The sequence below is a fragment of the Pseudomonas sp. Fl4BN1 genome (genome assembly GCF_009908285.1).
Classification (GTDB): Bacteria; Pseudomonadota; Gammaproteobacteria; order Pseudomonadales; family Pseudomonadaceae; genus Aquipseudomonas.
Genome location: NZ_JAAARM010000019.1, coordinates 72,474 through 99,403 on the forward strand (window position 1 = coordinate 72,474; position 26,930 = coordinate 99,403).

The 26,930-nt window shown below is 59.0% G+C and carries 27 protein-coding genes; 10 read left to right on the forward strand and 17 right to left on the reverse strand.

The annotated features are described in order from the left end of the window. The first annotated feature begins 155 nt into the window (after positions 1-155). Positions 156-680 carry a GspH/FimT family protein gene (locus GV818_RS21080; RefSeq protein ID WP_161759305.1) on the forward strand — a complete coding sequence of 175 codons (525 nt, stop codon included), beginning with the start codon at positions 156-158 and terminating at the stop codon, positions 678-680. Here the strand turns inward: GV818_RS21080 and ispH are convergent, their stop codons facing one another. The 6 genes from ispH to murJ all read right to left on the reverse strand — a co-directional run bounded on the left by ispH (position 681) and on the right by murJ (position 8,138). Next, the gene (ispH, locus tag GV818_RS21085; RefSeq protein WP_161759306.1) at positions 681-1,628 is read right to left on the reverse strand and encodes a 4-hydroxy-3-methylbut-2-enyl diphosphate reductase; all 948 of its coding nucleotides are present in this window, start codon (positions 1,626-1,628) and stop codon (positions 681-683) included. 102 nt (positions 1,629-1,730) lie between these two features. Further along, complete coding sequence (gene fkpB, locus GV818_RS21090; RefSeq protein WP_161759307.1) at positions 1,731-2,183, reverse strand: FKBP-type peptidyl-prolyl cis-trans isomerase; 453 nt, start codon at positions 2,181-2,183, stop codon at positions 1,731-1,733. Next, positions 2,176-2,688, reverse strand: a complete 513-nt coding sequence (lspA, locus tag GV818_RS21095; protein WP_161759308.1) for a signal peptidase II — start codon at positions 2,686-2,688, stop codon at positions 2,176-2,178. The genes fkpB and lspA overlap by 8 nt, the downstream gene beginning before the upstream one ends. After that, on the reverse strand, positions 2,681-5,512 hold the full coding sequence (ileS, locus tag GV818_RS21100; RefSeq protein WP_161759309.1) for an isoleucine--tRNA ligase: 2,832 nt from the start codon (positions 5,510-5,512) through the stop codon (positions 2,681-2,683). Before ileS ends, lspA begins: the two co-directional genes overlap by 8 nt. A gap of 13 nt (positions 5,513-5,525) precedes the next feature. Next, entirely contained in the window at positions 5,526-6,470 is a 945-nt protein-coding gene (gene ribF, locus GV818_RS21105; protein WP_178125037.1) for a bifunctional riboflavin kinase/FAD synthetase, read from the reverse strand. 129 nt (positions 6,471-6,599) lie between these two features. Next, the gene (murJ, locus tag GV818_RS21110; RefSeq protein WP_161777409.1) at positions 6,600-8,138 is read right to left on the reverse strand and encodes a murein biosynthesis integral membrane protein MurJ; all 1,539 of its coding nucleotides are present in this window, start codon (positions 8,136-8,138) and stop codon (positions 6,600-6,602) included. A gap of 251 nt (positions 8,139-8,389) precedes the next feature. Here murJ and rpsT point away from each other — a divergent pair, with 251 nt between their 5' ends. Continuing rightward, positions 8,390-8,668, forward strand: a complete 279-nt coding sequence (gene rpsT, locus GV818_RS21115; protein ID WP_003215870.1) for a 30S ribosomal protein S20 — start codon at positions 8,390-8,392, stop codon at positions 8,666-8,668. A gap of 115 nt (positions 8,669-8,783) precedes the next feature. Here rpsT and GV818_RS21120 read toward each other — a convergent pair whose 3' ends face one another. The 5 genes from GV818_RS21120 to rplU all read right to left on the reverse strand — a co-directional run bounded on the left by GV818_RS21120 (position 8,784) and on the right by rplU (position 12,587). After that, the gene (locus GV818_RS21120) at positions 8,784-9,245 is read right to left on the reverse strand and encodes a CreA family protein (RefSeq protein WP_161777410.1); all 462 of its coding nucleotides are present in this window, start codon (positions 9,243-9,245) and stop codon (positions 8,784-8,786) included. Between the two features lie 10 nt (positions 9,246-9,255). Then, complete coding sequence (proB, locus tag GV818_RS21125) at positions 9,256-10,374, reverse strand: glutamate 5-kinase (RefSeq protein ID WP_161777411.1); 1,119 nt, start codon at positions 10,372-10,374, stop codon at positions 9,256-9,258. 185 nt (positions 10,375-10,559) lie between these two features. Continuing rightward, positions 10,560-11,783, reverse strand: coding sequence for an Obg family GTPase CgtA (cgtA, locus tag GV818_RS21130; protein WP_161777412.1), 1,224 nt, complete (start codon positions 11,781-11,783; stop codon positions 10,560-10,562). A 195-nt stretch (positions 11,784-11,978) separates the two neighbouring features. Next, a complete protein-coding gene (rpmA, locus tag GV818_RS21135; RefSeq protein ID WP_003176049.1) occupies positions 11,979-12,236 on the reverse strand; it encodes a 50S ribosomal protein L27 in 258 nt (85 codons plus the stop codon). A gap of 36 nt (positions 12,237-12,272) precedes the next feature. Then, positions 12,273-12,587, reverse strand: coding sequence for a 50S ribosomal protein L21 (gene rplU / locus GV818_RS21140; protein ID WP_003176051.1), 315 nt, complete (start codon positions 12,585-12,587; stop codon positions 12,273-12,275). A gap of 379 nt (positions 12,588-12,966) precedes the next feature. Here rplU and GV818_RS21145 point away from each other — a divergent pair, with 379 nt between their 5' ends. From GV818_RS21145 to GV818_RS21155, 3 genes are all read left to right on the forward strand, one after another. Next, the gene (locus tag GV818_RS21145) at positions 12,967-13,935 is read left to right on the forward strand and encodes a polyprenyl synthetase family protein (RefSeq protein WP_161759315.1); all 969 of its coding nucleotides are present in this window, start codon (positions 12,967-12,969) and stop codon (positions 13,933-13,935) included. A 121-nt stretch (positions 13,936-14,056) separates the two neighbouring features. Beyond that, positions 14,057-14,398, forward strand: a complete 342-nt coding sequence (locus GV818_RS21150; RefSeq protein WP_161759316.1) for a zinc ribbon domain-containing protein YjdM — start codon at positions 14,057-14,059, stop codon at positions 14,396-14,398. 207 nt (positions 14,399-14,605) lie between these two features. Further along, a complete protein-coding gene (locus GV818_RS21155) occupies positions 14,606-14,875 on the forward strand; it encodes a PA4570 family protein (protein ID WP_025129186.1) in 270 nt (89 codons plus the stop codon). 90 nt (positions 14,876-14,965) lie between these two features. On the opposite strand, the gene GV818_RS21160 is transcribed toward GV818_RS21155, so the two are convergent. The 3 genes from GV818_RS21160 to GV818_RS21170 all read right to left on the reverse strand — a co-directional run bounded on the left by GV818_RS21160 (position 14,966) and on the right by GV818_RS21170 (position 16,638). After that, positions 14,966-15,583 carry an FKBP-type peptidyl-prolyl cis-trans isomerase gene (locus GV818_RS21160; protein WP_161756428.1) on the reverse strand — a complete coding sequence of 206 codons (618 nt, stop codon included), beginning with the start codon at positions 15,581-15,583 and terminating at the stop codon, positions 14,966-14,968. A gap of 127 nt (positions 15,584-15,710) precedes the next feature. Then, positions 15,711-16,016 (reverse strand): DUF6482 family protein, encoded by a 306-nt coding sequence (locus GV818_RS21165; RefSeq protein ID WP_161756429.1) that lies wholly within the window; start codon positions 16,014-16,016, stop codon positions 15,711-15,713. A gap of 133 nt (positions 16,017-16,149) precedes the next feature. Then, positions 16,150-16,638, reverse strand: a complete 489-nt coding sequence (locus GV818_RS21170; RefSeq protein WP_015637095.1) for a TIGR00645 family protein — start codon at positions 16,636-16,638, stop codon at positions 16,150-16,152. 162 nt (positions 16,639-16,800) lie between these two features. Here GV818_RS21170 and GV818_RS21175 point away from each other — a divergent pair, with 162 nt between their 5' ends. Next, complete coding sequence (locus GV818_RS21175; RefSeq protein WP_161756430.1) at positions 16,801-18,633, forward strand: hypothetical protein; 1,833 nt, start codon at positions 16,801-16,803, stop codon at positions 18,631-18,633. Positions 18,634-18,692: 59 nt separating this feature from the next. Here the strand turns inward: GV818_RS21175 and GV818_RS21180 are convergent, their stop codons facing one another. Both GV818_RS21180 and GV818_RS21185 read right to left on the reverse strand, forming a co-directional pair. Then, entirely contained in the window at positions 18,693-19,025 is a 333-nt protein-coding gene (locus GV818_RS21180; protein WP_161756431.1) for a hypothetical protein, read from the reverse strand. 213 nt (positions 19,026-19,238) lie between these two features. Then, complete coding sequence (locus GV818_RS21185; RefSeq protein ID WP_161756432.1) at positions 19,239-21,677, reverse strand: Lon protease family protein; 2,439 nt, start codon at positions 21,675-21,677, stop codon at positions 19,239-19,241. Positions 21,678-21,953: 276 nt separating this feature from the next. Between GV818_RS21185 and GV818_RS21190 the strand changes: the two genes are divergently transcribed. The 4 genes from GV818_RS21190 (at position 21,954) to GV818_RS21205 (ending at position 25,442) form a co-directional block, all read left to right on the forward strand. Then, positions 21,954-22,442, forward strand: coding sequence for a DUF3015 domain-containing protein (locus GV818_RS21190; RefSeq protein WP_161756433.1), 489 nt, complete (start codon positions 21,954-21,956; stop codon positions 22,440-22,442). Positions 22,443-22,534: 92 nt separating this feature from the next. After that, positions 22,535-24,388 carry an Lnb N-terminal periplasmic domain-containing protein gene (locus GV818_RS21195; protein ID WP_161756434.1) on the forward strand — a complete coding sequence of 618 codons (1,854 nt, stop codon included), beginning with the start codon at positions 22,535-22,537 and terminating at the stop codon, positions 24,386-24,388. A gap of 131 nt (positions 24,389-24,519) precedes the next feature. Beyond that, positions 24,520-24,876, forward strand: coding sequence for a hypothetical protein (locus GV818_RS21200; protein WP_161756436.1), 357 nt, complete (start codon positions 24,520-24,522; stop codon positions 24,874-24,876). 71 nt (positions 24,877-24,947) lie between these two features. After that, positions 24,948-25,442, forward strand: a complete 495-nt coding sequence (locus GV818_RS21205; RefSeq protein ID WP_161756437.1) for a GreA/GreB family elongation factor — start codon at positions 24,948-24,950, stop codon at positions 25,440-25,442. A gap of 6 nt (positions 25,443-25,448) precedes the next feature. Here GV818_RS21205 and gdhA read toward each other — a convergent pair whose 3' ends face one another. Beyond that, entirely contained in the window at positions 25,449-26,786 is a 1,338-nt protein-coding gene (gene gdhA / locus GV818_RS21210) for an NADP-specific glutamate dehydrogenase (RefSeq protein ID WP_161756439.1), read from the reverse strand. Positions 26,787-26,930: the final 144 nt, after the last annotated feature.

Below are 26,930 nucleotides of genomic sequence, written 5' to 3' on the forward strand. Positions count from 1 at the left end.
GAAACCCTTTGTATGCAAGTTCACCAGCGGCCTTAGAACCGTCATCGGCTATAACAGGCAAGTGCCTCGATCAGTCGTAGATAGGCACTTCGGTCATTGGCTCGATGAGCAGGCACGGATCGCCTGAAACCACCATTTCCAGGGAGGGAGAGATCATGCATGAAAAGGGCTTCAGCCTGATTGAACTGCTGACCACACTGGCCTTGCTGACGCTGTTGCTGCAACTTTCCAGCACGACCTTCAGCGAGCTGTTGCGGGCCAACCGAGAACTGGACGCAGCGCAGATGCTTGCCAGCGGCATGCGCAATGCACGGGCGGCGGCCATCCTGTACCAACACACTGCACTGATCCACAGCCTCGACGGCGACTGGAGCCGGGGCTGGCGAATTATTCTGGATATCAGTGGCAAAGGGCCGGGTGACCCGGAGAATCCGCTGCTGATCGAACGGCAGAGCGGTGGGCAGGTGCTGATTGTAGGCAATCGCCCGGTCCAGCATTTCGTGCGTTTCAGCACCTTGGGCAACCCGCTGCTACCCAGCGGAGCCTTCCAGGCCGGCACCCTGCATGTGTGCCAGACCGAGCAGGAGTACAGCCGTCATCAGGTAGTGCTGTCACGCAGCGGGCGGATCAGCCTGCGCAGCGAAACCGCCGAGCAGGCTCTGTGCACGGGAGCCGGCTGATCAAAGCAGGGAGCGGACCCGCAGTTCCTTGGGCATGGAGAAGGTGATGTTCTCTTCACGACCGGCCAGTTCATCTGCGCCGGTGGCGCCCCAGGCTTGCAGTTGCTGGATCACCCCGCGCACCAGGACTTCAGGGGCCGAAGCACCGGCGGTAATGCCAATGCGCTCGACACCGTCGAACCAACTGCGCTGCAAGTCTTCGGCACCGTCGATCAGATAGGCCGGAGTGGCCATGCGCTCGGCCAATTCACGCAGGCGATTGGAGTTGGAACTGTTGGGACTCCCCACCACCAGCACCACGTCGCACTCATCGGCCAGTTGCTTGACCGCATCCTGACGGTTTTGCGTGGCGTAGCAGATATCGTCCTTGCGTGGCCCGCCGATGGCTGGGAAACGCGTGCGCAAGGCATCGATCACCCGACTGGTGTCATCCATGGACAAGGTGGTCTGGGTCACGAATGCCAGGCGCTCCGGGTTGTGCACCTGCAACTGTGCAACATCCTTTTCGTCTTCCACCAGGTAGATGGCGCCGCCGTTGCTGACGTCATACTGGCCCATGGTGCCTTCGACTTCAGGATGGCCGGCGTGGCCGATCAGGATGCATTCGCGACCGTCGCGGCTGTAGCGCGCCACTTCGATATGCACCTTGGTCACCAGCGGGCAGGTGGCATCGAACACCTTGAGGCCGCGGCCAGCGGCTTCACTGCGCACCGCCTGGGAAACACCATGGGCGCTGAAGATGACAATGACGTCGTCTGGCACCTGGTCCAGTTCTTCGACGAAGATCGCACCACGACTACGCAGGTCTTCGACGACAAATTTGTTGTGCACCACTTCATGCCGCACGTAGATCGGCGGCCCGAAGACTTCCAGGGCGCGATTGACGATTTCGATCGCCCGGTCCACTCCGGCGCAGAAGCCACGGGGATTGGCGAGTTTGATTTGCATGCTGTGCCTCGTGTCTTGCGCGCAAGAAGTTAGATCGTTGTAGACAGCGGATCGCCGGCAAGCCGACTCCTAGACAATAGGGGCGGCATGCCGGCGATGCTGTCAAAGCGCTTTGACGTCGATGATTTCCACGTCAAAGGTCAAGGTCTTGCCCGCCAACGGATGGTTGAAATCGACGGTGACTTGAGCGTCATCGAAGGTTTTGACCACACCGGGCAATTCGGTGTTCGCCGCATCATTGAAGATCACCAGCAGGCCTTCCGACAGCTCCATGTCTTGGAACTGCGAACGCGGGATGACCTGCACGTTCTGCGGGTTGGGCTGGCCAAAGGCATTTTCCGGCTCGATGGTCAGCTTGCGCTGGTCACCGGCCTTGAAGCCGAACAGCGCGGCCTCGAACCCTGGGAGCAGGTTGCCATCGCCGACCTTGAAGGTCGCCGGGGCCTTGTCGAAGGTGCTGTCTACGGTGTCGCCGTTCTCCAGGCGCAATGCGAAATGCAAAGTGACTTCCGTGTTCTGACCGATGCGTTGCTCAGTCAATACCTGTTCAGTCATGAACGGCTTCTCCGGTTTTCTTGCTCTTGAACATATCCAGGGCCAGCATCACCGCACCAACAGTGATAGCACTGTCAGCGAAGTTGAACGCCGGGAAGTACCAGCGGTTCTGCCAGTGCACCAGGATGAAATCGATCACATGGCCCAGGGCGATGCGGTCATACAGATTGCCCAGGGCACCGCCCAGCACCAGGGCCAGGGCGATGGCCAACCAGGTTTCGTTGCGCCCCAGGCGCTTGAGCCAGACCACCAGCACCGCACTGACCACAATCGCGATCAGGGCAAACAGCCAGCGCTGCCAGCCTGAGCTGTCAGCCAGGAAACTGAATGCAGCACCGGTGTTGTAGGCCAGGGTCCAGCTGAAGTAATCCGGGATCACCACAATCTGCTGGTACATGGTCAGCGAACTTTCGAAGTGGAACTTGCTGACCTGGTCAATGACCAGGACCAGCACGCTCAACCACAACCAGCCCAGACGGCCAAAACGGCCCGCGGCGTTAGGCATAGTGACGAACCTCGCCTGCACCGCTGATGTTGTCTACGCAACGACCGCAGATTTCCGGATGCTCCGGGTGCACGCCGACATCTTCACGGCAGTGCCAGCAACGGGCGCACTTGGCAAAGTTCGACTTGACCACTTTCAGTTTCAGACCGGCAACTTCAGTTTCCACTGCGTCGGCTGGCGCCTGCACGAACGGTGCAACGCTGGCGGTCGAGGTGATCAGCACGAAGCGCAGCTCGTTGCTCAGCTTGGCCAGGTCGGCACTCAGGGCCTCTTCGGCGTACAGCGTCACTTCTGCCTGCAGGTTGCCACCGACGGCCTTGGCCGCGCGCTGGATTTCCATTTCCTTGTTGACCGCAACCTTGACCGCCATGATCCGGTCCCAATAAGCCCGATCCAGTTCGAAGCCTTCCGGCAACTCGCTCAAGCCTTCGTACCAGGTATTGAGCATCACCGATTCGTTGCGCTCGCCCGGCAAGTACTGCCACAGCTCGTCGGCGGTGAATGCCAGGATCGGCGCGATCCAGCGCACCAGGGCTTCGGAGATGTGGTACAGCGCGGTCTGGCACGAACGGCGGGCCTTGCTGTTGGCACCCGTGGTGTACTGACGATCCTTGATGATGTCCAGGTAGAAACCGCCCAGCTCCTGCACACAGAAATTGTGCACTTTGGAGTAGACGTTCCAGAAACGGTATTCGCCGTAATGCAGTTCCAGCTCGCGCTGCAGCAGCAAGGTACGGTCTACGGCCCAACGGTCCAGCGCGAGCATTTCTTCAGCTGGCAGGATGTCGGTGGCCGGGTTGAAACCGCTCAGGTTGGAGAGCAGGAAACGCGCAGTATTGCGGATACGCCGGTAGGCGTCGGCGCTACGCTGCAGGATCTGATCGGAGACAGCCATTTCACCCGAGTAATCGGTGGCCGAAACCCACAGCCGCATGATGTCTGCGCCCAGGGTGTCGTTGACCTTTTGCGGCGCGATCACGTTGCCCAGGGACTTGGACATCTTGCGGCCGTTCTCGTCCACGGTAAAACCGTGGGTCAGCAGTTCGCGGTACGGCGCGTGGTTGTCGATCGCGCAACCGGTCAGCAACGAAGAGTGGAACCAGCCACGGTGTTGGTCGGAACCTTCCAGGTACAGGTCGGCACGCGGCCCGGTCTCATGGCCCATCGAGTGCGAACCACGCAGCACGTGCCAGTGGGTGGTACCAGAGTCGAACCAAACGTCCAGGGTATCGCTGATCTTGTCGTACAGAGGCGCTTCGGCGCCCAACAACTCGGCAGCGTCCATCTTGAACCAGGCTTCGATGCCTTCCTGTTCGACGCGCTGGGCCACCTCTTCCATCAGCTCAACTGTACGCGGATGCAGTTCGCCGCTTTCCTTGTTCAGGAAGAACGGGATTGGCACACCCCAGTTGCGCTGGCGGGAGATGCACCAGTCTGGACGGTTGGCGATCATCGAATGCAGGCGTGCCTGGCCCCAGGCCGGTACGAATTGAGTGTCTTCGATGGCTTGCAGGGCACGCTGGCGAAGGGTGTCGCCGGTTTCTGGCTGCTTGTCCATGCCGACGAACCATTGCGCGGTCGCGCGATAGATCAGCGGCGTCTTGTGGCGCCAGCAGTGCATGTAGCTATGGCTGATGGTTTCAGTGTGCATCAACGCGCCGACTTCGCTGAGCTTGTCGACGATGGCCGGGTTGGCCTTCCAGATGAACTGGCCGCCGAAGAACTCCAGCGAAGGCGCATAGACGCCATTGCTCTGCACCGGGCTGAGGATATCGTCGTTGACCATGCCATAGCGCTTGCAGGTCACGAAGTCGTCTACACCGTAGGCCGGAGCCGAGTGAACCACGCCGGTACCCGCGCCCAGTTCCACGTACTCGGCCAGGTACACCGGCGAAAGGCGATCGTAGAGCGGGTGACGGAAGTTGATCAGCTCCAGCGCCGAACCTGGTGCTGTGGCAATCACCGAGCCCTCCAGGTTGTAACGAGCCAGGCAGGACTCCACCAACTCCTCGGCCAGTACCAGCAGGCGTTCGCCAGCGTCGACCAGGGCGTAGTTGAACTCCGGATGGACGTTCAGCGCCTGGTTGGCCGGGATGGTCCAAGGCGTGGTGGTCCAGATCACGATCGCAGCAGGCTTGGCCAGCTTGGCCAGGCCGAAGGCGGCGGCCAATTTGTCTTCATCGGCGATTGGGAAGGCCACGTCGATGGTGGCGGACTTCTTGTCCTGGTACTCGACTTCCGCTTCAGCCAGGGCCGAACCACAGTCGAAGCACCAGTTCACCGGCTTCAGGCCCTTGAACACGAAGCCGCCCTTGACCATTTCCGCCAGGGCACGGATTTCACCAGCCTCGTTGGCAAAGTTCATGGTCTTGTAAGGGTTTGCCCAGTCACCCAGCACGCCCAGGCGAATGAACTCGGACTTCTGCCCTTCGATCTGCTCCGACGCGTAGGCGCGGCACAGCTCACGGGTCTGATCCGAGGACAGGTTCTTGCCGTGGGTCACCTCGACCTTGTGCTCGATCGGCAGGCCGTGGCAGTCCCAACCCGGAACATAAGGCGCGTCGAAACCCGCCAGGGTTTTCGAGCGGATGATCATGTCCTTGAGAATCTTGTTGACCGCATGACCGATGTGAATCGAGCCGTTGGCATAGGGAGGACCGTCGTGCAGAACGAACTTCGGACGATCCTTGCCAATCTCGCGCAACTTTCCGTACAGGCCAATGCTGTCCCAACGCTGCAGAATCTGTGGTTCGCGCTGAGGCAGGCCGGCCTTCATTGGGAAGGCGGTGTCCGGAAGGTTTAACGTGGCTTTATAGTCGGTCATTTAAGGCTCTTCATTAGCGATTGGCGCTATGGATACGTGCCACTTGGGCACGGGCGGCGGCAACATCCGCATTGATCGCCGTCTTCAACGCCTCCAGGGAGGCGAAACGCTGCTCTTCACGCAGCTTCTGGTGGAAAACCACCGTCAAACGCCGGTCATACAAGTCGCCGGCAAAATCTAAAAGATGGACTTCCAGGTGGGCCTTGCCATCACCTGCAACTGTGGGCCGAACGCCTATATTGGCGACACCGGGCCAGCTTTTCCCGTCGATGTCGACGCTCACCAGGTACACCCCGGAAAGCGGTACACGGCGGCGCTTCAACTGCACGTTGGCAGTAGGCGTGCCCAACTGGCGCGCGAGCTTCTGTCCGTGCAAGACCCGACCGGCGATCCGATACGGGCGACCGAGCAAGCGCTCGGCCAAGGCAAAATCGGCTGCCGCCAGGGCGTTGCGGACCTGGGTACTACTGACGCGCAAGCCATCCAGCTCAACAGTCTGCGCGGCCTCGACGGTAAACCCGTGAGTAGCGCCAGCCTGCTGCAGGAACTGGAAATCACCGACCCGATCGCAACCAAAACGGAAGTCGTCACCGACCTCCAAGTGCTGTACTCCCAAGCCATCCACCAGGATCCGCTCGACGAACTCGGTGGCGCTGAGCTTGCTCAAGCGCTGGTTGAACGCCAGGCACAACACCCGGTCGACGCCCGCTTGCGCCAGCAACTGCAGCTTGTCCCGCAAGCGAGCCAGACGGGCCGGAGCGGTATCGGGAGCAAAGAATTCCCGCGGCTGCGGCTCGAAAATCACCACGCAGCTGGGCACGCCCAACTCGAGCGCACGTTCACGCAGCCGACCCAGGATAGCCTGGTGACCACGGTGAACACCGTCAAAGTTGCCAATAGTGGCGACGCAGCCCCGATGCTGGGGGCGCAGATTGTGGAGGCCTCGAACCAGCTGCATAACGCGCTTCTTGCTCATAAAGTGGTCGATTATAACCACACCCGACGGCCGACGACAGGCAGCACCGTCACCCAACGTGATCGAACCGACAAAACCAGTGTCCAGCCCAACCCGACGACTAAACAGTCATCAGTTCAAGGCCTTGCGATTGAAGTCGCGCAAACGGAAGCCCAACAGGACCAGCATGCCAAAATACGCTACCACTCCGGCCACCACCAGAACCCCAAGACGCAGGAAGCGCTGGAGCATGTGGCCTTGGTCCCAGGCTGGCATAAAGTGCATCAGCCCCAGCAATACCACTGACATGACCGCCACTGCCAGCAACAGCTTCAGGGTAAACCCTCCCCAGCCAGGCTGCGGCTGAAACATCTGCTGCTTGCGCAATTGATAGAACAGCAGGCCGGCGTTGATGCAGGCTCCGACACTGATTGCCAAGGCCAGGCCGGCGTGCTTCAACGAGCCGATAAAGGCCAGGTTGAGCAACTGGGTGACGATCAGGGTGAAAATGGCAATTTTCACCGGCGTGCGGATGTTCTGCTGCGCATAGAAGCCAGGCGCCAGCACCTTGATCACAATGATCCCCAGCAGCCCCACGGCATAGGCCACCAGCGCACGCTGAGTCATGGAAGCGTCAAAGGCGCTGAACTCACCATATTGAAACAGCGATACGGTCAGCGGTTCGGCAAGAATCCCCAGCGCCAGGGAACACGGCAACACCAGGATGAAACACAGGCGCAGACCCCAATCGAGAATCCGCGAGTACTCATGGTGGTCCTTGCTGGCATAGGTCTTGGCCAGGGTCGGCAGCAAGATGGTGCCCAGCGCGACACCCAGCACGCCGGATGGCAACTCCATGAGCCGGTCGGCGTAATACATCCAGGACACAGATCCGGCCACCAGGAATGAGGCGAAGATGGTGTTAATGATCAGTGAGATCTGGCTGACAGAGACCCCGAGGATCGCCGGCAGCATCTGTTTCATCACCCGCCAGACCCCGGTATCCCGCAGATTCAGGCGCGGCAACACCAGCATGCCGATCTTCTTCAGGTGCGGCAGTTGGTAAAGCAGCTGCGCCAGGCCACCGGCCAGCACCGCCCAGCCCAGCGCCATCACCGGCGGATCGAAGTAAGGCGTCAGGAACACCGCGAAGATAATCATGCTGACGTTGAGCAGGGTCGGCACGAAGGCCGGCACCGAAAAGCGATTCCAGGTATTGAGAATCGCCCCAGCCAGAGAGGACAGGGAGATCAGCAATATATAAGGAAAAGTCACCCGGAGCAGATCGGAGGTCAGGGCAAACTTTTCCGGGGAATCGACAAACCCCGGCGCGGTGGCCCAGATCACCCAGGGCGCAGCGATCATGCCCAGCGCGGTAACCACCGCCAGCACCAGAGTCAGCAGGCCGGAGACATAGGCGATGAAGGTACGGGTCGCCTCTTCGCCTTGCTGGCTCTTGTACTCCGCCAGGATCGGGACAAACGCCTGGGAAAAAGCGCCCTCGGCAAAAATCCGCCGCAACAGATTGGGTAACTTGAAGGCAATGAAGAAGGCATCCGTGGCCATACCGGCGCCGAATATGCGCGCGATGAGGGTGTCACGGACGAACCCCAGCACCCGGGAAAGCATCGTGATAGAGCTGACCGCGGCCAACGACTTGAGCAGATTCATGAAAAGGTTGTTTGCCTGTAGATAAACAGCAGGCGAAATGACGCCCACTTATGCGATACTCCGCGCCGCAACAGCACAGAGCCAAAGCTCGCGAGTTTACAGGTCAAGCGCCGGAAATAAATATCCCGCCTCTTCAGATCGACCACTCAGCGGAACGCATCACCCGCCCTTGACAAGACTTCAACTCATCGGCATGATTCGCGGCCTATTTTGTTTGCTATTTCCCAAAAAGTCTTTCGAGGAGCTCGACGGTGGCCAACACACCTTCCGCCAAAAAACGTGCAAAACAGGCTGAGAAGCGTCGCAGCCACAACGCCAGCCTGCGTTCCATGGTTCGTACCTACATCAAGAATGTAGTGAAAGCCATCGACGCAAAAGACGCCGAAAAAGCGCAAGCTGCTTATGTTCTGGCCGTACCAGTTATCGACCGTATGGCCGATAAAGGCATCATCCACAAGAACAAAGCTGCTCGCCATAAAGGTCGTCTGAATGGCCACATCAAGGCTCTGAACCTTGCTGCTGCAGCCTAAGCGACACGCTTGTTAAAAAACCGACCCAAGGGTCGGTTTTTTATTGCCCGCGATTTACCCAACCCGCAAGCCAGCTCCTCTATCCACGGGAGCCGGCCCGCCAACAATCAATGCTTCACTGATGCGGCCAAGGCAGGATCGGGATCGCCGTCACCGCATTCTGCGGACTGCCCTCGATCAAGCGATCGCTGTAGACCAGGTACACCAGAGTATTGCGCTTCTTATCCAGGAAGCGCACCACCTGCATGGTCTTGAACACCAGCGACGTGCGCTCCTTGAACACCTCATCACCGTCTTTGAGCTCACCCTTGAACGCGATCGGCCCCACCTGACGACAAGCGATGGACGCCTCCGCGCGATCTTCCGCCAAGCCAAGCCCACCCTTGAGGCCGCCGGTCTTGGCCCGCGACAGGTAACACGTCACCCCTTCAACCTTGGGATCGTCGAACGCCTCGACCACAATCCGGTCGTTCGGCCCGACAAACTTGAACACCGTAGATACCTGGCCAATCTCCTCCGCCGAGGCCATCAACGGCATCGCCACGAGCAAACCCAACAATACTTTTGCCAAACGCATTCGCTTTTCCTTACACCAGAATCAGGTTATCGCGGTGAACCAGCTCCGGCTCAGCCATATAACCCAGGACACCGACAATCGCATCAGACGACTGACCGATAATCTTCTGCGCCTCAAGCGCACTGTAGTTAGCCAGGCCACGAGCAATCTCACGACCATCCGGCGCCACGCAAACCACCATCTCGCCACGACGGAAACCGCCCTGGACCTGCTTGACCCCCACCGGCAGCAAACTTTTGTTGCCCTGGGACAAGGCCGATACCGCTCCCTCGTCCAACACCAGAGTGCCACGGGTTTGCAGATGCCCTGCCAGCCACTGCTTACGCGCTGCCAGCATGCCGCGCTCTGGCGACAGCAGGGTACCGAGGCGCTCACCCGCCTTCAGGCGATCCAGCACTCGCTCCAGGCGCCCACCAACAATGATGGTGTGCGCCCCGGAACGCGCCGCCAAACGCGCGGCACGCAACTTGGTCTGCATACCGCCACGCCCCAGGGCACCGCCAGTACCACCAGCCACCGCATCCAGGGCAGGATCATCAGCTCGCGCCTCGTAAATCAGCTGAGCATCGGGATTGCTACGCGGATCTGCATCGAACATACCGTCACGATCAGTAAGGATCACCAGCAGATCAGCCTCCACCAGGTTAGCCACCAGCGCCGCCAAGGTGTCGTTATCGCCAAAGCGGATTTCATCGGTTACCACGGTGTCGTTTTCATTGATCACCGGAATCACCTTGAGCTCCACCAGCACCCGCAGGGTACTGCGGGCATTTAGGTAACGCTTGCGATCAGACAGGTCATCATGAGTCAGGAGAATCTGCGCAGTATGCCGGCCATGCTCGGCAAAGCTTGACTCCCAGGCCTGCACCAAGCCCATCTGGCCGATGGCCGCAGCCGCCTGCAGCTCATGCATCGCACTCGGTCGTGCGGTCCAGCCCAGGCGACTCATACCGGCCGCCACGGCACCCGAGGAAACCAGCACCAACTCGACGCCAGCCTCGTGCAGCGCCACCATCTGCTCGACCCACACGCCCATTGCCGCGCGATCCAGCCCTTTGCCATCCGCCGTCAGCAGTGCACTGCCGATCTTCACGACCCAGCGCTGCGCACCCGTCACCTTGCTCCGCATCTTATTCAACCTTTGCCAGCGAGCGACGCGACCGAGCGCCCCCCATGGGATTATTCGTATTTGCACCTTGCAGACACCAAAACGCCGCTCAAATGAGCGGCGCCTTGGGAGCTGGCTTGCCAGCGATGATAACACCGCATCAAACCAGATAAACCGTCTTCGCAGACCAGCCCACGACCACGGAATCAGTCGCGGACGTAAATGATTTCCGGACCATCCTCATCATCCACACCTTCTTCATCCCAATCATCGTCACCGATGTCATGGACGCTCTTCACACCACTGCGGCGCAAGGCACGCTGATCATCCAGAGCCTGCAACTGGGCACGCGCCTCATCCTCGATGCGCTGATCCAGCTCAGCCAACTCATCGGCAAAGACCGGATCGGCCGCCAGACGATCAGCACGATCCTCCAGATAACGCATGATGTCGCGACTCAAGCGCTCGGTACCATCCTTGGAGATGGCCGAGATCACATACACAGGCCCAGTCCACTCCAAGCGATCTACGATCTCCTTGACCCGCTCTTCATGCTCTTCTTCAAGAATCTGATCGCACTTGTTCAGCACCAACCAACGCTCACGCTCCGCCAGGGACGGGCTGAACTTGACCAACTCGCTGACAATCACTTCCGCCGCATCTGCCGGACTGGTTTCATCCAGCGGAGCCATATCTACCAAGTGCAGCAGAATGCGAGTACGAGCCAAGTGCTTGAGGAAGCGGATCCCCAGGCCAGCACCACCGGAGGCACCTTCGATCAGGCCTGGAATATCGGCAATCACAAAGCTCTTCCAACGGTCGACACTGACCACACCAAGGTTCGGCACCAGGGTCGTGAACGGATAGTCAGCCACTTTCGGCTTGGCCGCGGAAACCGAACGAATAAAGGTACTCTTGCCAGCATTCGGCAAGCCCAACAGACCGACATCCGCCAACACTTTCAATTCCAGCTTGAGGTCACGCTGCTCACCCGGCTTACCAGGAGTGGTCTGACGTGGAGCCCGGTTGGTACTGGACTTGAAACGGGTATTACCCAGACCGTGCCAACCACCCTGCACGACCATCAGACGCTGGCCAGCCTTGGTCAGGTCGCCAATGACCTCCTGAGTACCGGCATCGATTATCGTGGTGCCTACCGGAACCCGCAGCTCCAGATCCTCCCCCTTCTTGCCAGTACAGTCGGTGCTGCCGCCGTTGGAACCACGCTCGGCATCGAAATGCCGGGTATAGCGGTAATCCACCAGAGTGTTGAGGTTTTCATCGGCAATCAGGTAAATCGAGCCGCCATCACCGCCGTCACCGCCGTTAGGACCACCGTTTTCGATGAATTTTTCCCGACGGAAACTCATGCAGCCATTACCGCCATCACCAGCTTTTACTCGAATCGAAACTTCATCTACAAACTTCATGATCAAACGCCTCTCGCCGCTCGGGCGAGCTGAAAAACACTAAGACATAAGACTCTTGCAAAAATGAGCGCCGCGACCTCAATCAACGACCGAAACATCCAACGCTGGCAGCCCGTACAAACAGCTTTGCAAGAGACTCATCCCACAAACGAAAAAGCCCCGTCGCGAGACAGGGCTTTTCCAGCGATCGCGCAATTAAGCTGCGACGACGCTCACGTAACGGCGGTTGAAAGCGCCCTTTACTTCAAACTTGATCACGCCTTCGATTTTCGCGAAGAGGGTGTGATCCTTACCCATGCCAACGCCGTAGCCAGCGTGGAATTGGGTGCCGCGCTGACGCACGATGATGTTGCCCGGAATGATTTTCTGGCCGCCATACATCTTCACGCCAAGGCGTTTAGCCTCTGAGTCGCGACCGTTACGGGTACTACCACCAGCTTTTTTGTGTGCCATGAGTTCAATTCTCCAAAAAGGGGATTAGGCTGAAAATTAAGCCTGAATACCGGTGATTTTGATCTCGGTGTACCACTGACGGTGGCCCATACGCTTCATGTGGTGCTTACGACGACGGAACTTGATGATGCGGACTTTATCGTGACGACCTTGGGAGATCACTTCAGCCACAACGGTAGCGCCAGCAACAACAGGAGCACCGATATTCACGTCGTCACCGTTGGCAACCAACAGAACGCGATCAAAGGTAACGGATTCGCCAGTAGCGATTTCCAGTTTTTCGATCTTCAGGTATTCACCTGGAGCGACTTTGTACTGCTTGCCGCCAGTAACGATTACTGCATAAGACATGGTATTTCTCCGATAATCCTGCTCACCCAGCTCTTTATAAGAAGAGGTATTGGCTGGCATGGCTGCATGGGGCTGGAACGGCCCAAGTGCAATTGCGTAAGGCAGGTGCTGCCCAGGAAGTTCAGGGTGCGCGATTGTACGCAAGGCACAATGGCGATGCAAGTGCCGTTCAGGCGTCGCCGGGGACTGTGCCGCGCCCTTTTGGCGAGAAAAGGAGCCCTCTGAAATCAGGGTTTCATGACTGCAAAAGACTATACCTCAGTGTTTTACCCTGACAAATTACCGCCTGCCGGTGCTTTAACCGCCCCGGACCGCGCCTTGACACCTGCGGACGCGGGTCCTAGCATGCCGCGCAACCCTTCTGGAGCACCTGTCGCTGATGCAACCCCAAGCTTTCTACCGCACGGTGGCGGACGATTTTAGTGCCGTCGACGGCATCATCAAGAAACAGCTGACTTCCCGAGTACCGCTGGTATCAAAAATCGGCGACTACATCACTTCGGCCGGAGGCAAACGCCTGCGTCCTTTATTAGTGCTGCTGTGTGGCAAGGCCCTGGGCCGAGAAGGCGATGACCTGCGCCTGCTGGCCGCTACCATCGAGTTTCTGCACACCGCCACCCTGCTACACGACGACGTGGTCGATATGTCCGGCATGCGCCGCGGCCGCTCGACGGCCAATGCCATGTGGGGCAACGCGCCCAGCGTATTGGTGGGTGACTTCCTGTATTCCCGCTCGTTCGAGATGATGGTTGAACTGGGGTCGATGCCGGTCATGCGCATCCTGTCCCAGGCCACCCGGATCATCGCCGAAGGCGAAGTCTTGCAGCTGTCCAAGGTGCGTGACGCCAGCACCACCGAAGAAACCTACATGGAAGTCATCCGCGGCAAGACTGCGATGCTCTTCGAAGCCTCGACCCACAGCGCCGCCGCCCTGGCCGGTGCGACACAGGAACAAGCCGAGGCACTGCGTACCTTCGGCGATCACCTGGGCGTAGCCTTCCAACTGGTGGACGACCTGCTGGACTACCGCGGCGACGCCGAGACGCTGGGCAAGAACGTCGGAGATGACCTGGCCGAGGGCAAGCCCACGCTGCCGCTCATCTACACCATGCGCGAAGGCACTCCGGAGCAAGCGGCCCTGGTTCGCCAGGCCATCCAGAAGGGTGGCATCGAAGACCTGGAGAGCATCCGTGCAGCCGTTGAGGCCTCAGGCTCTCTGGACTACACCGCGCAACTGGCCCGCGACTACGTCGCTCGCGCCATTACCTGCCTGGAGGCCCTGCCACCCAGCGAGTACCGCGATGCCCTGGTAGAGCTGAGCGAATTTGCCGTAGCCCGCACTCACTAAGAAGATCCGGCTCCTGCTAGCCGCAGGAGCCGGCTTGTCGACGCAACGCCTCATCGCCCCCCGGCCCTGCAAAACCCTATATAATGTGCGCTTTTAGCCATCCTGACTTTGAGGAGCTTAAGTGAGCACTTTGCCACCCTGCCCAAAATGCAATTCCGAATACACCTACGAGGACGGCACCCAGCTGATCTGCCCTGAGTGCGCCCACGAGTGGTCCGCCAACGGCGAAGCCGAAGCCGCATCCGATGAAGCCGTGAAGAAAGATTCGGTGGGCAACGTGCTGCAAGACGGCGACACCATCACCGTGATCAAGGACCTCAAGGTCAAGGGCACCTCCCTGGTGGTCAAGGTCGGCACCAAGGTCAAGAATATCCGCTTGTGCGATGGCGACCATGATATCGACTGCAAGATCGACGGCATCGGCCCGATGAAGCTCAAGTCCGAATTCGTCCGTAAAGTTTGACTTGCGCTCCCTCTCGCGCCCGCCGCGAGAGGATCCCCCCCCAAGTCGCTGCCCCCCCCGCCTGATCCGAACACTTGCTAGCAAAAAGCCAGTCGGTTTGACCAAAAACAATTTCTGCACAGAAAAAAGCAGAAACCGCCAATAGGCACTTGCTATTCATTGAATAAGAATTATTCTCATTGAATCCCATTCAAGGAGACGAGAACCATGACTTATTTGATTGATGCCTGGCTGGACCGCCCACACCCTTACCTGCGAATCCTGCATCGGGAAACCGGGGAAGTCTGTGCGGTATTGGAAGAAGAAGCCCTGAGCGAGCTGCAGGACCAGGGAGATCTGGACCTGAATGGTTTGAGCTCCAGCGAGCCGCTGGTACTCAAGGAATTGGTGCGCAACCTGTTTTTGTTCTGCTACGCCAGAGCCTTACGGCCGACCGGCACCGATGGCCAAGGCCTGAGCGCAAAAATCCGTCTATGAAACCTAAACCGATCAAGGGGCAAGCTTGCTTGCGATGAACAGACCGCCGATGCGGCCTCCTCACCACCAGCAAGCTGGCTCCTGCACCGGTTACAGAACGTCCAGCAGCTCGACGTCGAACACCAGAACGCTGTGCGGCGGGATGCTGCCCACACCTTGTGCGCCGTAAGCCAGTTCGCTCGGCACGTACAGACGCCATTTGCTACCGGCGTTCATCAGTTGCAGCGCTTCGGTCCAGCCAGCGATCACGCCACCTACCGGGAACTCAGCAGGTTGGCCGCGCTCGTAGGAGCTGTCGAACACAGTGCCGTCGATCAGAGTGCCGTGGTAGTGAGTGCGCACACTGTCTTCACGGGATGGCTTGGCGCCGTCGCCCTGAGTCAGTACTTCGAATTGCAAGCCGGAAGCCAGAGTAGTGATGCCTTCACGCTTGGCGTTATCAGCCAGGAATGCCAGGCCGGCACCTGCTGCCGCTTCGGCCTTGGCAGCTGCTTCAGCCTGCATGATTTCGCGGATGACTTTAAAGCTGGCGGACATTTCTTCCTGATCCACACGGCTTGGCTTGCCGGCGAAAGCGTCGGTCAGACCAGCCAGGATCGCATCCAGGCTCACACCCGGTGGCGGGTTGTCGCGCAGTTGGTCGCCCAACTGACGGCCAATGCCGTAGCTGACGCGGGTTTCGTCGGTGGACAGATTTACTTCGGACATGACACTGCTCCGCTGTGCGGACGGCTCGGGAAAGGCCGTGGAAACACAGGGCCTTCCGGAGCGCCCGGAACCAAAAGGGCGAGCAGACTAGCACAGAAGTTCGGCGATAATCAGCGCAACCCCGGCACTACCAGCCGGAGCGCAGGGTGATCGGTACCTTCAGGCTTTCTTCGGCGCTGGCGGACAAACCACACATCTCGTCATGCACCGAAGTGTGAATCAGGTTGAACGGCAGCTTGGGGAAGGACTGCAGCACTTCACGGGCATGCTCCACCGAACGCAGATGAAACATTTGTCCACGAGCATCACTCAGCGGGTACGCCGCCCCGTGCATGCGTGCCTCAAGCAGATAGATCCCGCCTTCAAGGGAGATCAGGTTCAACTCGTCGACTTTTCCAGCAATGGCGTAGGCATTCATTTCCTGCAGGTTCATGAGTGCACCTCGTGCAATTGGAGCCCGTGACAGCTACAGGGATATGCCCCGCCCAGGAAAAGCACAAGCCGTAAACAACGCCGCCCGTCCGTTTTGCAACGGCCGGGCGGCGCTCGCTTCATCAAAAAAGCAATCAGTGCTTGGTCAGTTTATCCAGGTAACCCATGGCGAACGCCGAAATCACAAAAGTCATGTGAATCACCACGTACCACAACAGGTACTCGGTGGGGGTGTTCTTGGCGTCCATGAACACTCGCAACAGGTGGATCGAGGAGATTGCCACGATAGAGGCCGCCACCTTCATCTTCAACGAAGAGGAATCCATCTTGCCCAGCCAGCTGAGTTTTTCCTTGTCTTCATCGATGTCCAGTTGCGACACGAAATTCTCGTAGCCGGAAATCATCACCATCACCAGCAAACCGCCGACCAGCGCCATGTCGATCAACGACAACAGAACCAGGATCAGGTCGGACTCGGCCATGGAGAACACATTGGGGATAACGTGGAAGACTTCCTGGAAGAACTTCAGTGCCAATGCCAACAGCCCCAGGGACAAACCGAAGTAGATCGGCGCCAGCAGCCAGCGCGAGGCATACATCGCATTCTCGATAAAACGTTCCATTGAATCTCGTACCAGGATAAAAAACGGCAGCGAGTATATCAGCGCTCCAAAAGGCCATAAACCACAGATAAGCGCCTGATCCACGGGTTTTTCCCAGCGTTTTTTCTGCTAGTGTCGAAGTCATTCATACCGCTCACTGACATTGGACAGGAAGACTGGAAAATGGATTTGCGATTGCCTTTGGCGAGCCTCGCCCTTTGTGTGGCGCTGCTGAGCAGCAGCGGCTGTTCGCCCAGCGACGAAAAGAAACAGGCCAGCCTAGAAGAACGCACCACGCAATTTGAAAAATCCCTGGATGCCATCCAGGACCCCAAGCTCAAAGAAGCCATTACCGACCTTGGCGGCTCGCTGCTGCTGCTTGAGCGTGCACAGGTCAAGCTTGCCAACAAGCCGATCGACACCGAATACGGCGACGACAGCCTGGTCCTGCTCAAGCACTACCCCACGCCACAAGCCCTGGTGGACACCTACGTCAATGGCCTGTTCGTGCTGCGCAAGCCTTCCAGCTCGGACTACCTGACCGATCTGCAGCCGGTGTTTCCCTTCAGTTTCGAAATGCCGGCACAGTTTCCCTTCCCTCACGGGCTGGAGTGGCAATCAGTCACCCTGAGCAACAAGAAGGTCATCCCGTTCCAACCTGAGTGGTCAGAGACCGACCCCGGAATTCAACTGAGCCCTTCAAGCTCCAACCTGACCAATCCGGATGACCTGACCATAACCTACCCCTTCATCGAGGGCCTGGAGGTCGACAACAAGAACCAGCCGCAACCAGTCTCCTTGCTCGGCAAGCTCGAAGTGATTGCCCCCAGTCGCGTGCTCAACTTCGAACTGACCAAGGCCGATATCGGCAAACCTCGCCAGGACGGCAACATCAGCCTGACCCTGCTGTCGCTGGAGAAAAACGTCGCTGAAATCGAACTGAACAACAGCACTCCGCTGCCTGAAGAGGCCAATGACGCTTCGCTCAATCCTTTTTTGGCACAGGCCCGTGACAGCACTGGGCAGATCCTCTCCCGCGCGGGCTCGATCAACGAAAGCGCCCCGCAAATCGCCTTCTACAGACAGCAACTGGCCGAGATGCAAAAGCAGAAAAGCTGGAGCAATGAATTCGAGAAACAATTGGAGGACGAGCAAAAAGCCTTCGATCAACAACACACCACTCATTACGCCAAGGTGTATTTCAACGGCCTGGTGGACAAACTGGAGGTTGCCGTACTCGACTTTGCCCAGGCCAGCGTAACGCTCAAGGACTTGGACCTGCCGGTACATCGCTTTGACCGGAGCACCACCGACAAGACGATCCAGCCGCTACCCATGCCAGTGATGGTCTATGACGATCAAGCCGCCAACTACCTCAAAGGGGCGGAGCTTGACGAAGATACATTGAAAAAAACCGTGACCATCAGCCAATCGGTGGAAGACGCCAGTGCCGCGCGTATCGAGTTCAGTCACCCACGGACCTTCAATGACGAACTGCTGGGATCGGAGTTCAGTGCCGGCGACACCCCGCTGACTTTCTTCACCGAGAACGACAAGGGCCAACGCGGCGAACCTATCGAACTACCGGACGAGGCGTTCGAAATCGACCCCATACGTGGCGTCATCACCTACGACCTGAACCTGTTCCCGGAAACCCCAGCGTACGCCGTTGGCTCCATTCCGCTGTTCCTGGCCAGCATCGAGAAAAAAACCATCAGCACCCAACAGCTGCCCAAAGGCCTGGAGTTCAAGGGCAACGCGCTGATTGTCGACCAGAAACTTTTTCCCGCGGACGCGTGGCGCTTTTACGCCAAGGATGACAGCGGCCAGTATCTGAAGGAGATTCTTGCGGTCAGCCATGGCGCCCCGAACAACGGCCACGCACTGTTCGACGTGCACTACTTCTACGGTCAGCCCAGCCAACTGGAAAGCTACGAACGCAGCGAACTCAATACCGTCGAATACGGCTTCGAAGTCAAACTGGACAAGACCGAATCGACGCCCCCTGCCCCTTAAGGACGGTGATGACCCGCGGTGCTGCTGGCCACACATCAACAGCCCATAGGGGTCAGCGTTCAAGGGAACTGGAAGTCACCGGCGCTGCGTCCGCGCTCGCCGTTGATCTGACGCAGCTGGGCCTGCAAATGCAGGCACCAGATCTGTGGATCATCGGCTAACCGGTAACCGTGAGTCGTCAGGCTTTCAACGATCGAATCAAGAATGGACTCCGCCACCACAGGACCGCAGAACGGGCCCTGTGACTTGATTGCTGAGGGTTGTTCACCGGCCATTCCGGCGGCGAAGAGCAGGGTCCACATACCGTTGTCTCCCGCCAGCGGGCGGACGATGCATTCGATACGAGTAACCAGGCCAAGACATTGGCGAGTGAGACAAAGGTTGCGCGACATGGCGGCGACCCTCGGTAGATCCACTATTCAGCCTTCAGCAGAAGGCTGTTTCGATCCAGCGACGACTGTCGTTCTCCTTGCCCTGAGAATAGAAGAAAAGCCTGATAAGCAAAGTTGACCGATTCAACAGGCGCCGAATGGTCTATCTTGAAAAATTGACGTCATCCGGCTGACACCAATGGCGAGGTTCAACGTCCTCGCCAATGGCTGGCGTCATGCCGGCTTGATTTCCGTTAGCGCCTCTTGTGCCAGCTCCTTTTCCGCCTCTTTCAAGTCCTCTTCACTGATCATCTCGGCAATCACCCGCAGGCGCTCCACCACCCGTGCGTTGACGCTGCCCTCTGGGAACTGTCCTTCGGCATCCGGTTCTCCGGCCGGCTCCCCCACCAGCAGGCTCAGGGCCTCATCGGCCTGACGCACCGCATACACGTGGAACTTCCCGGCACGCACTGCCTGCAGCACCTTCTCGTCGAGCATCAAGGTGGCGACGTTGGCCTGGGGAATGATCGCGCCCTGCTCTCCGGTCAAGCCACGAGCTTCGCACAGACGGAAGAAGCCCTCGATTTTCTCGTTGACCCCACCCACAGCCTGCACCTCACCGAACTGATTGATCGAGCCGGTGATGGCGAAACACTGCTTGAGCGGCGTCTTCGACAGCGCCGAAATCAAAGTACAGGCTTCACCCAGCGAAGCACTGTCGCCGTCCACATAACCGTAGGACTGCTCCAGGGCGATACTTGCGGAGATCGCCAGGGGGAATTCCTGGGCATAACGACTGCCCAGGTAACCGGTGAGGATCATCACCCCCTTGGAGTGAATCGGCTGGCCAAGATTGACCTCACGCTCAATGTCGACAATGCCGCTGCCACCGGGATAGACCGTGGCGGAGATCCGCGCCGGCACGCCAAACGCCGAGTCCCCCACTTCCAGCACCGTCAGGCCGTTGCACTTGCCCACGGCCGCACCGTCGGTGTCGATCAGGATGATACCCGCCAGCATGTCATCGAGAATCCGTGCCGAGACCCGCCCGGTACGAGTGGCCTTGGCCTTCAGCGCACGCTCGATATGCCCGGCGTCGGTCATCTCGTCCGAAGCCAGATGACGGATGAAGTCAGCCTCGCTGACCAACTGGAACAGATCGCCGATCCGAGCCGACAGACGTCCCTGGTGCTCCGCCAAGCGCGCACTGTAGGTGGCCAACCGCGCAACCGCATCAGCAGTCAACGGAGCCATGCCCTCCTCCGAGGTCCGGGTTTTCAGCAACTGAGCAAACTGCTCCAGGCTCTCATCCACCATCGGGATGTCTTCGTCGAAATCCACCAGCACCCGGAACATCTCCTGGAAGTCCGGATCCAGGTCCTGCAGCGTGTAATACAGCTGGCGGGCGCCAATGATGACCACCTTGACCTGCAACGGGATCATCTGCGGCGTCAAGGTCACGGTGGCCAGGCGTCCCATCTCGCCCAGGGGCGACTCCATCTTCAGCTTGCGCGACTGCAAGGCGCGTTTGAGGGCGTCCCAGACAAAAGGCTCACTGAGCATCTTCTCGGCTTCCAGGATCAGGAAGCCGCCATTGGCCCGGTGTAGCGCGCCCGGACGCAGTTGCCGATAAGTGGTGTAGAGCGCGCCCTGGTCGGTGCTGTACTCGATCCGACCGAACAGGTTGTCATAGGTCGGATGGGGCTCAAATACCACCGGAGCGCCGCCGTTGGCCGGGTGACCGACCACCAGGCTCGGGCAGTACTGCTCCTCCAGCAGCTTGCGCGCCACCGCGTCGGTCTTGCTGTCATCCACCAGTTGCTCGACCACGGTTTTCAGCAAGTAGACCTGCATGGCCTGCAAATACCCGCAGACCGCGGCGTTCTCTGCGTACTTCTCCGACAAAGGCGCCAGCAATGGCTGCAAGGCCAAGGTGATGGTTTCCTCGTTGAGCTGACGCAACTGATTGCTCGACTCGCGCTTCCACTGTGGCAGGCTTGCCAGCTCTTCGTTGAGGCGCTCTTCCAGGACAGAAATGTCCTCATGGAAGCGCTCGCGATCAACCTCCGGCAACTGGGCGAACTCGGCCTCGTCCAGGGCCTTGCCTTCGAACATAGGGGTAAAGGCGATGTTGCTGCTGTCGCGGTACAGCGCCACATCCTTTTCCAGGGCCAAACGTTCGATCACATCCAGAGCACGGTCGTAACGCTGGTTGAAGGCTCGATCAATGGCGCTCTTCTTCTGCTGATAGGACGGGTGCTCGAACACCGCCGGAAAGGTCGCCAGCAGGTTATCGATCAGCCCGTTGATGTCGGTGATGAAACTCCCCGCGGCAGCGGCCGGCAGTTCCAGCGCCCGAGGCTCCCGAGGCTCGTCGAAGTTGTTGACGTAGACCCAGTCCGATGGGGTCTGCAGGCGTTTGCCTTCGGCCTTCAAATAGCGTTTGACGAAGGAGAAGCGACCGGTTCCCGGCTCGCCCATGACAAATACGTTGTAACCGGGGCGCGGCATCGCCACGCCGAACTGCAAGGCTTCAACCGCACGCTCTTGGCCAAGCACACCGCGAAAGGGCTCCAAATCATTGGTTGTCGAGAAGCTGAACTGTTCAGCAGAGAAAGGACGGGTCAGCGCTTCAGGCGCTAGACGCAAGCTGGCAGCAACAGGATCAGGCATCGGGCTTCCTTACATCAGGCGGGGCAGATGGCGGCATTCTGGCGCCGGGTATGCCCGGCTGGCAAGGCGCGCCTCAGGGGAAAGCATAGCCAAGCCATGCACCGCCACTCAAGCCAAGTAAAACCTGCTGTGTCAGGCATTGTTTTGTAAAAAAGTACGGAACCCAGCGAACCTGCCTAAACTCCAAACTGCGAGGCTGGATAGATAACCGGCCCACTGGTGCCTGCACGGACCAGTCTCCCTGTCCATTGGTATGCACACAAAGAGATCAACGCTATGAAACGGATTCTTCTCGGTACTCTTTTCACCGCTGTGTCCCTCAACGCCATGGCTCAAGCGCCAGGCGGCCCGGATTGCGGCTGGGGCAACATGCTGTTCCAAGGCCAGCGCGGCACTCCAGCGCACTTCATGGCCTCCACCACCAACGGCACCTCCGGCAACGCGACATTTGGCATGACCTCCGGCACCAACGGTTGCGCCACCAATGCCTCCCTGACTTACGGTGGCAAGTCCTGGTTCGCCATGAACGGCATGATGAACGAACTCTCCGAAGACATGGCCAAGGGGCAAGGCGAAGCCCTGACCACCTACGCCGTGGTACTCGGTGTAGCCCCTGAAGACCGTGCGCACTTTGCTGCGGTCACCCATGAACACTTCCAACAGATCTTCAGCAAGGCTGACGTGACCGCGGAAGACGTGCATACCAATACCCTGGCGGTACTGAAGAACGACCCACGCCTGGCCAAATACGCAACCCAAGCTTAAGCTCGACCCACCCGCTCCTTCCGGGGAGCGGGTTTTATCTTCTGGACCTTGCCCATCTTGGGTCTTTGTATTTCCGACTTAAGTTGCTCACCATGCTCAAACGCCTTGCCTACCTGGCGCTCTGTGTCTGCGCCCCGCTGTATGCCGCGCCCCACATCGACCAACAACGTTTGCAGCAACTGGCCAATGATCCGTTCTGGATTTCCATTGGCCACTATGAAACCGCCAAGCTTGGCGGCTGGCGCAGTTACGTCAGTGATCCGAAGTTCTTTCTCGACCGCGACGGTGCCCACCATCCCGACGCCGAGCTGGCCGCGACCCTGAACGCGCTTTATGCACCGGCCAGCACCAGCGAACGACATGCCCAATGCGTCTACCCGGCCCGCGCCCGCTGGCTCAAGGCACAGCTGGGCCTGAACGACTTGCCCCAGATCGAGTGCGCCGAGTTCAAACAGTGGTTCAAGGATGTGTCGCCGCACAGCACTGTGATGATCTTCCCCGCGGCCTATCTGAACAGCCCGTCATCGATGTTCGGCCATACCTTGCTGCGCATCGACCAAGCCGATGTACAAAGCAACCACACCGCCCTGCTCAGCTACGCAATCAACTTCGGCGCCTACATCGAAGGTTCGGACAACAGCATCCTCTACGCCTGGAAAGGCCTGATGGGCGGCTATCCCGGACTTTTCGCCCTGGTGCCCTACCAGGAAAAGCTCGCGGAATACCGTAGCCTGGAAAACCGTGACTTGTGGGAATACCGGCTGAACCTGACGCAAGTTGAAACCGAGCGCATGGTCGAGCATGTCTGGGAGCTGAAGCAGATCAAGTTCGACTACTTCTTCTTCGATGAAAACTGCTCCTACCGGCTGCTGGAGCTGCTACAAGTGGCTCGTCCCAGCTTGCGTCTGACCGAGCAATTCCCTCTGACCGCCATCCCCACCGACACGGTCAAGGCGGTCAAGGATGCCGGATTGGTGGAGAGGATCGACTATCGCCCGTCCAGAGAGCGCGAGCTGCTCAGCCGCGCCCAGCCCCTGAGCCACGAAGAGCAGCAGTGGGTACTCAACGTCAGCACCGATCAGAAACAGTTGCAGACTGCCGGGTTCAAAGCCCTGCCCCGGGATCGCCAGGCCTTGATCGTCGATGCCGCCTACCGTCTTGAGCGTTATCGAGCCAACGGCCTGGAGCGCGATACCGAGCGCTCCCAGCGCAGCTTCGAACTGCTACGGGCAATCAACCAGAATCCCCCACCGGAACTGCAGATCGAACGCCCTAGCCTACCGGAAGACGGCCACCAGTCCCGTACCTGGCAACTGGGCGTCGGTACCCGGGATGACAAGGCTTTTGCCGAGTATGGCCTGCGCATGGCCTATCACGACTTGAATGACAACGCCGAGGGTTTCCCCCTGGGTGCACAAATCGAGATCCTGCAGATGAAGCTACGCCAGTACGAGGGCAATCACTGGCAGCTGCAACAGCTGGACCTGGCGACCATTCGCTCCCTGACACCGCGCAACGAACTGCTACAGCCCTGGTCCTGGCAAGTCACCGGCGGCCTGGAACGGGTGCCGGGCAAGCATGACGATGAAACCCTGGTCAGCCACGTCAACGGCGGTGCCGGTGGCACCTGGCAACTGGGCCAAGATACCCTGGGCTTTGTCCTGGGCACCGTACGGGTTGAGCACAATGCCGACTTTGCCGGCTTCATCGCCCCGGCTGCGGGCTTCAATTCCGGGCTATTGTGGAAAAATCCACTGGGCAATTTCAGCCTCGAAGCCAAGGGCGACTACTTCACCAATGGCGAAGTCCGCCGCAGCCTGAGCCTTAACCAACAGTGGGAGCTGTCGCGCAACCTGGGCCTGCGCCTGAGTGCACAGCGGGAGTTCAGCCAACTGGCCACTCCGGTCAACGAAGTCATGCTCGAACTCAAGTGGTATCACTATTAGACGTAGCGGCGAGTATCAAGCCTGATCCACTCTTGAGGCCCGATGGCAATCACGCAAGGCTTATCCGTCTTTCACAGATCGCTGACAAACACCCTTCTAGACTTCACTCACACCAAGCTTGGGAGTCGAAAATGTGGCGTTACGGGTGGGCATTGCCGTTGCTGGTGCTGATCAGCGGTTGTGAATCGACCCACGAGCATTTGCTCAGGCTGGGCTATCCGCCGGCGTTTGCCGACGGCTTCGATGATGGCTGCATCAGTGGTCGCCAGGCGGCAGGGGCCATGACCGGAGAGTTTCGCAAGGACGTTCTCCGCGACCTCAAGGATCGTCAATACGCGACAGGCTGGAGCGATGGCTTTCGGCAATGCCAGGCCATGCTGGAGAACCAGGACCGCAACGACTACCGGGATCACCATTGGGATGAGCGCGAGCGTGCCTGGCAACAGGAAAAGGAGCGCGACGCAGCCCGGGCCTATCGCTCGCAGTAAGTCGTTTTCAGGTAACCGTCGAAGTCAAAAGCCTGCAACCATGGCCCAACCCTCCACTCAAGGAGAAAACCATGAGCCGCGCTTTCGTCAATGAAGATCAGGCCGCCGCCCAGGCCGAGCAGCCGGTGGAGCGCCAGATTAGCACTCAACCCAATTACGTCACGCCTCAGGGGCTCGCCGAGCTGCAGGCCAGAGTTGCCCACCTGCATAGCCAGCACATAGAGCAAACCGACTCGGGTGATGCCGCCGATCCACAACGACTGGCAGAGTTGGAGCGCGACCTGCGCTACTTCTCCCAACGCCTGCACAGCGCCATGGTGGTCACTGCAGCAACCTCCACCGACAAGGTGCAGATCGGCAGCCGGGTCACCTTCGCCGATGATCAGAATCACCAGCAAAGCGTGCAATTGGTCGGAGAGGATCAAGCGGATGCGGCCAGGGGCCTGATCAACTGGGCGTCGCCCCTGGGTCGTGCCCTGCTGGGGGCACAACCCGGTGACGAAGTCCTGTGGCAGCGACCGGTGGGGGATCAGGTGATCGAAATCATCCGCATCGAACCGGCCTGAGGCAACTCAAACCACGCCTTGGGCGAGCATGGCATCGGCAACTTTGACAAAACCGGCGATGTTCGCGCCCTTGACGTAGTTGATCCGGCCATTCTCTTCACCGTAGTGCACGCATGCATGGTGGATCGACTGCATGATGTTGTGCAGCTTGCTGTCCACCTCACCGGCGGTCCACAGCAAGCGCATGGCGTTCTGCGACATCTCCAGCCCACTCACGGCCACGCCGCCAGCGTTGGACGCCTTGCCCGGGGCGAACAGGATGCCCGCGTCGATAAAGATATCCACAGCCTCCAGGGTGGTAGGCATGTTGGCGCCTTCGGCGACACAGGTACAACCATTGCGCAACAAGGTATGGGCGGCGGCGGCGTCCAGCTCGTTCTGCGTGGCACAAGGCAGCGCAATGTCGCAGACCAGGTCCCACGGCGTCTTGCCGGCGCGGAACTCCAGGCCGAAGCGACTCGCCAGTTCGCTGATGCGCCCACGCGTGATGTTTTTCAACTCCAGTACCGCCAGCCACTGCTCTTCGCTCAGGCCAGACTCGCAGTACAGGGTGCCTTCGGAGTCCGACAAGGAAATCACCTTGCCTCCCAGATCCATGACCTTGCGAGCCGCGTACTGCGCCACATTGCCGGAACCGGAAATCGCCACGCGCTTGCCTTCGACACGATCACCGCGACGCTTAAGCATTTCCTCAGCGAAGTACACACAGCCAAAACCTGTGGCTTCCGGACGAATCAGGCTGCCGCCATAGCTCATGCCCTTGCCGGTCAGCACCGACGTGAACTGGTTGCTCAGGCGTTTGTATTGGCCGAAAAGGAAACCGATCTCCCGGGCACCGACGCCGATATCACCCGCCGGAACGTCCACATCGGCACCAATATGGCGATACAGCTCGGTCATGAAAGCCTGGCAGAAGCGCATGACTTCGGCGTCGCTCTTACCTTTGGGGTTGAAGTCAGAGCCGCCTTTGCCGCCGCCCATGGGCAGGGAGGTCAGGGAGTTCTTGAACGTCTGCTCGAAGGCGAGGAATTTCAGCACCCCCATGTTGACCGATGGATGGAAGCGCAGGCCGCCCTTGTAGGGACCAATGGCGCTGTTCATCTGGATGCGGAAGCCACGATTGACCCGGACCTTGCCCTGATCGTCGACCCAGGAAACGCGAAACACCACGGTGCGTTCCGGCTCACAAATGCGCTCGAGAATGCCGGAGCTCAGATAGTGCGGATTGGCTTCGAGAAAGGGCCAGAGGCTACGCAGCACCTCTTCCACTGCCTGGTGAAACTCAGGCTGGTCCGGGTCGCGCTTTTTCAGGCGGGCGAGGAAGTCTTCGACGGATTCGATCATGGGAAGTCTCGGCAAATTTATTGTCGTTAAGGGGAGATTTGCCCGGGACTTTATCAACTCAGTCCGCACCGCGACAGCGCAAAATGTCGCAGTTCTGAATTTAAATGGTGCAATAAATATAAATACGCTGGTTTTTCAGGTTTT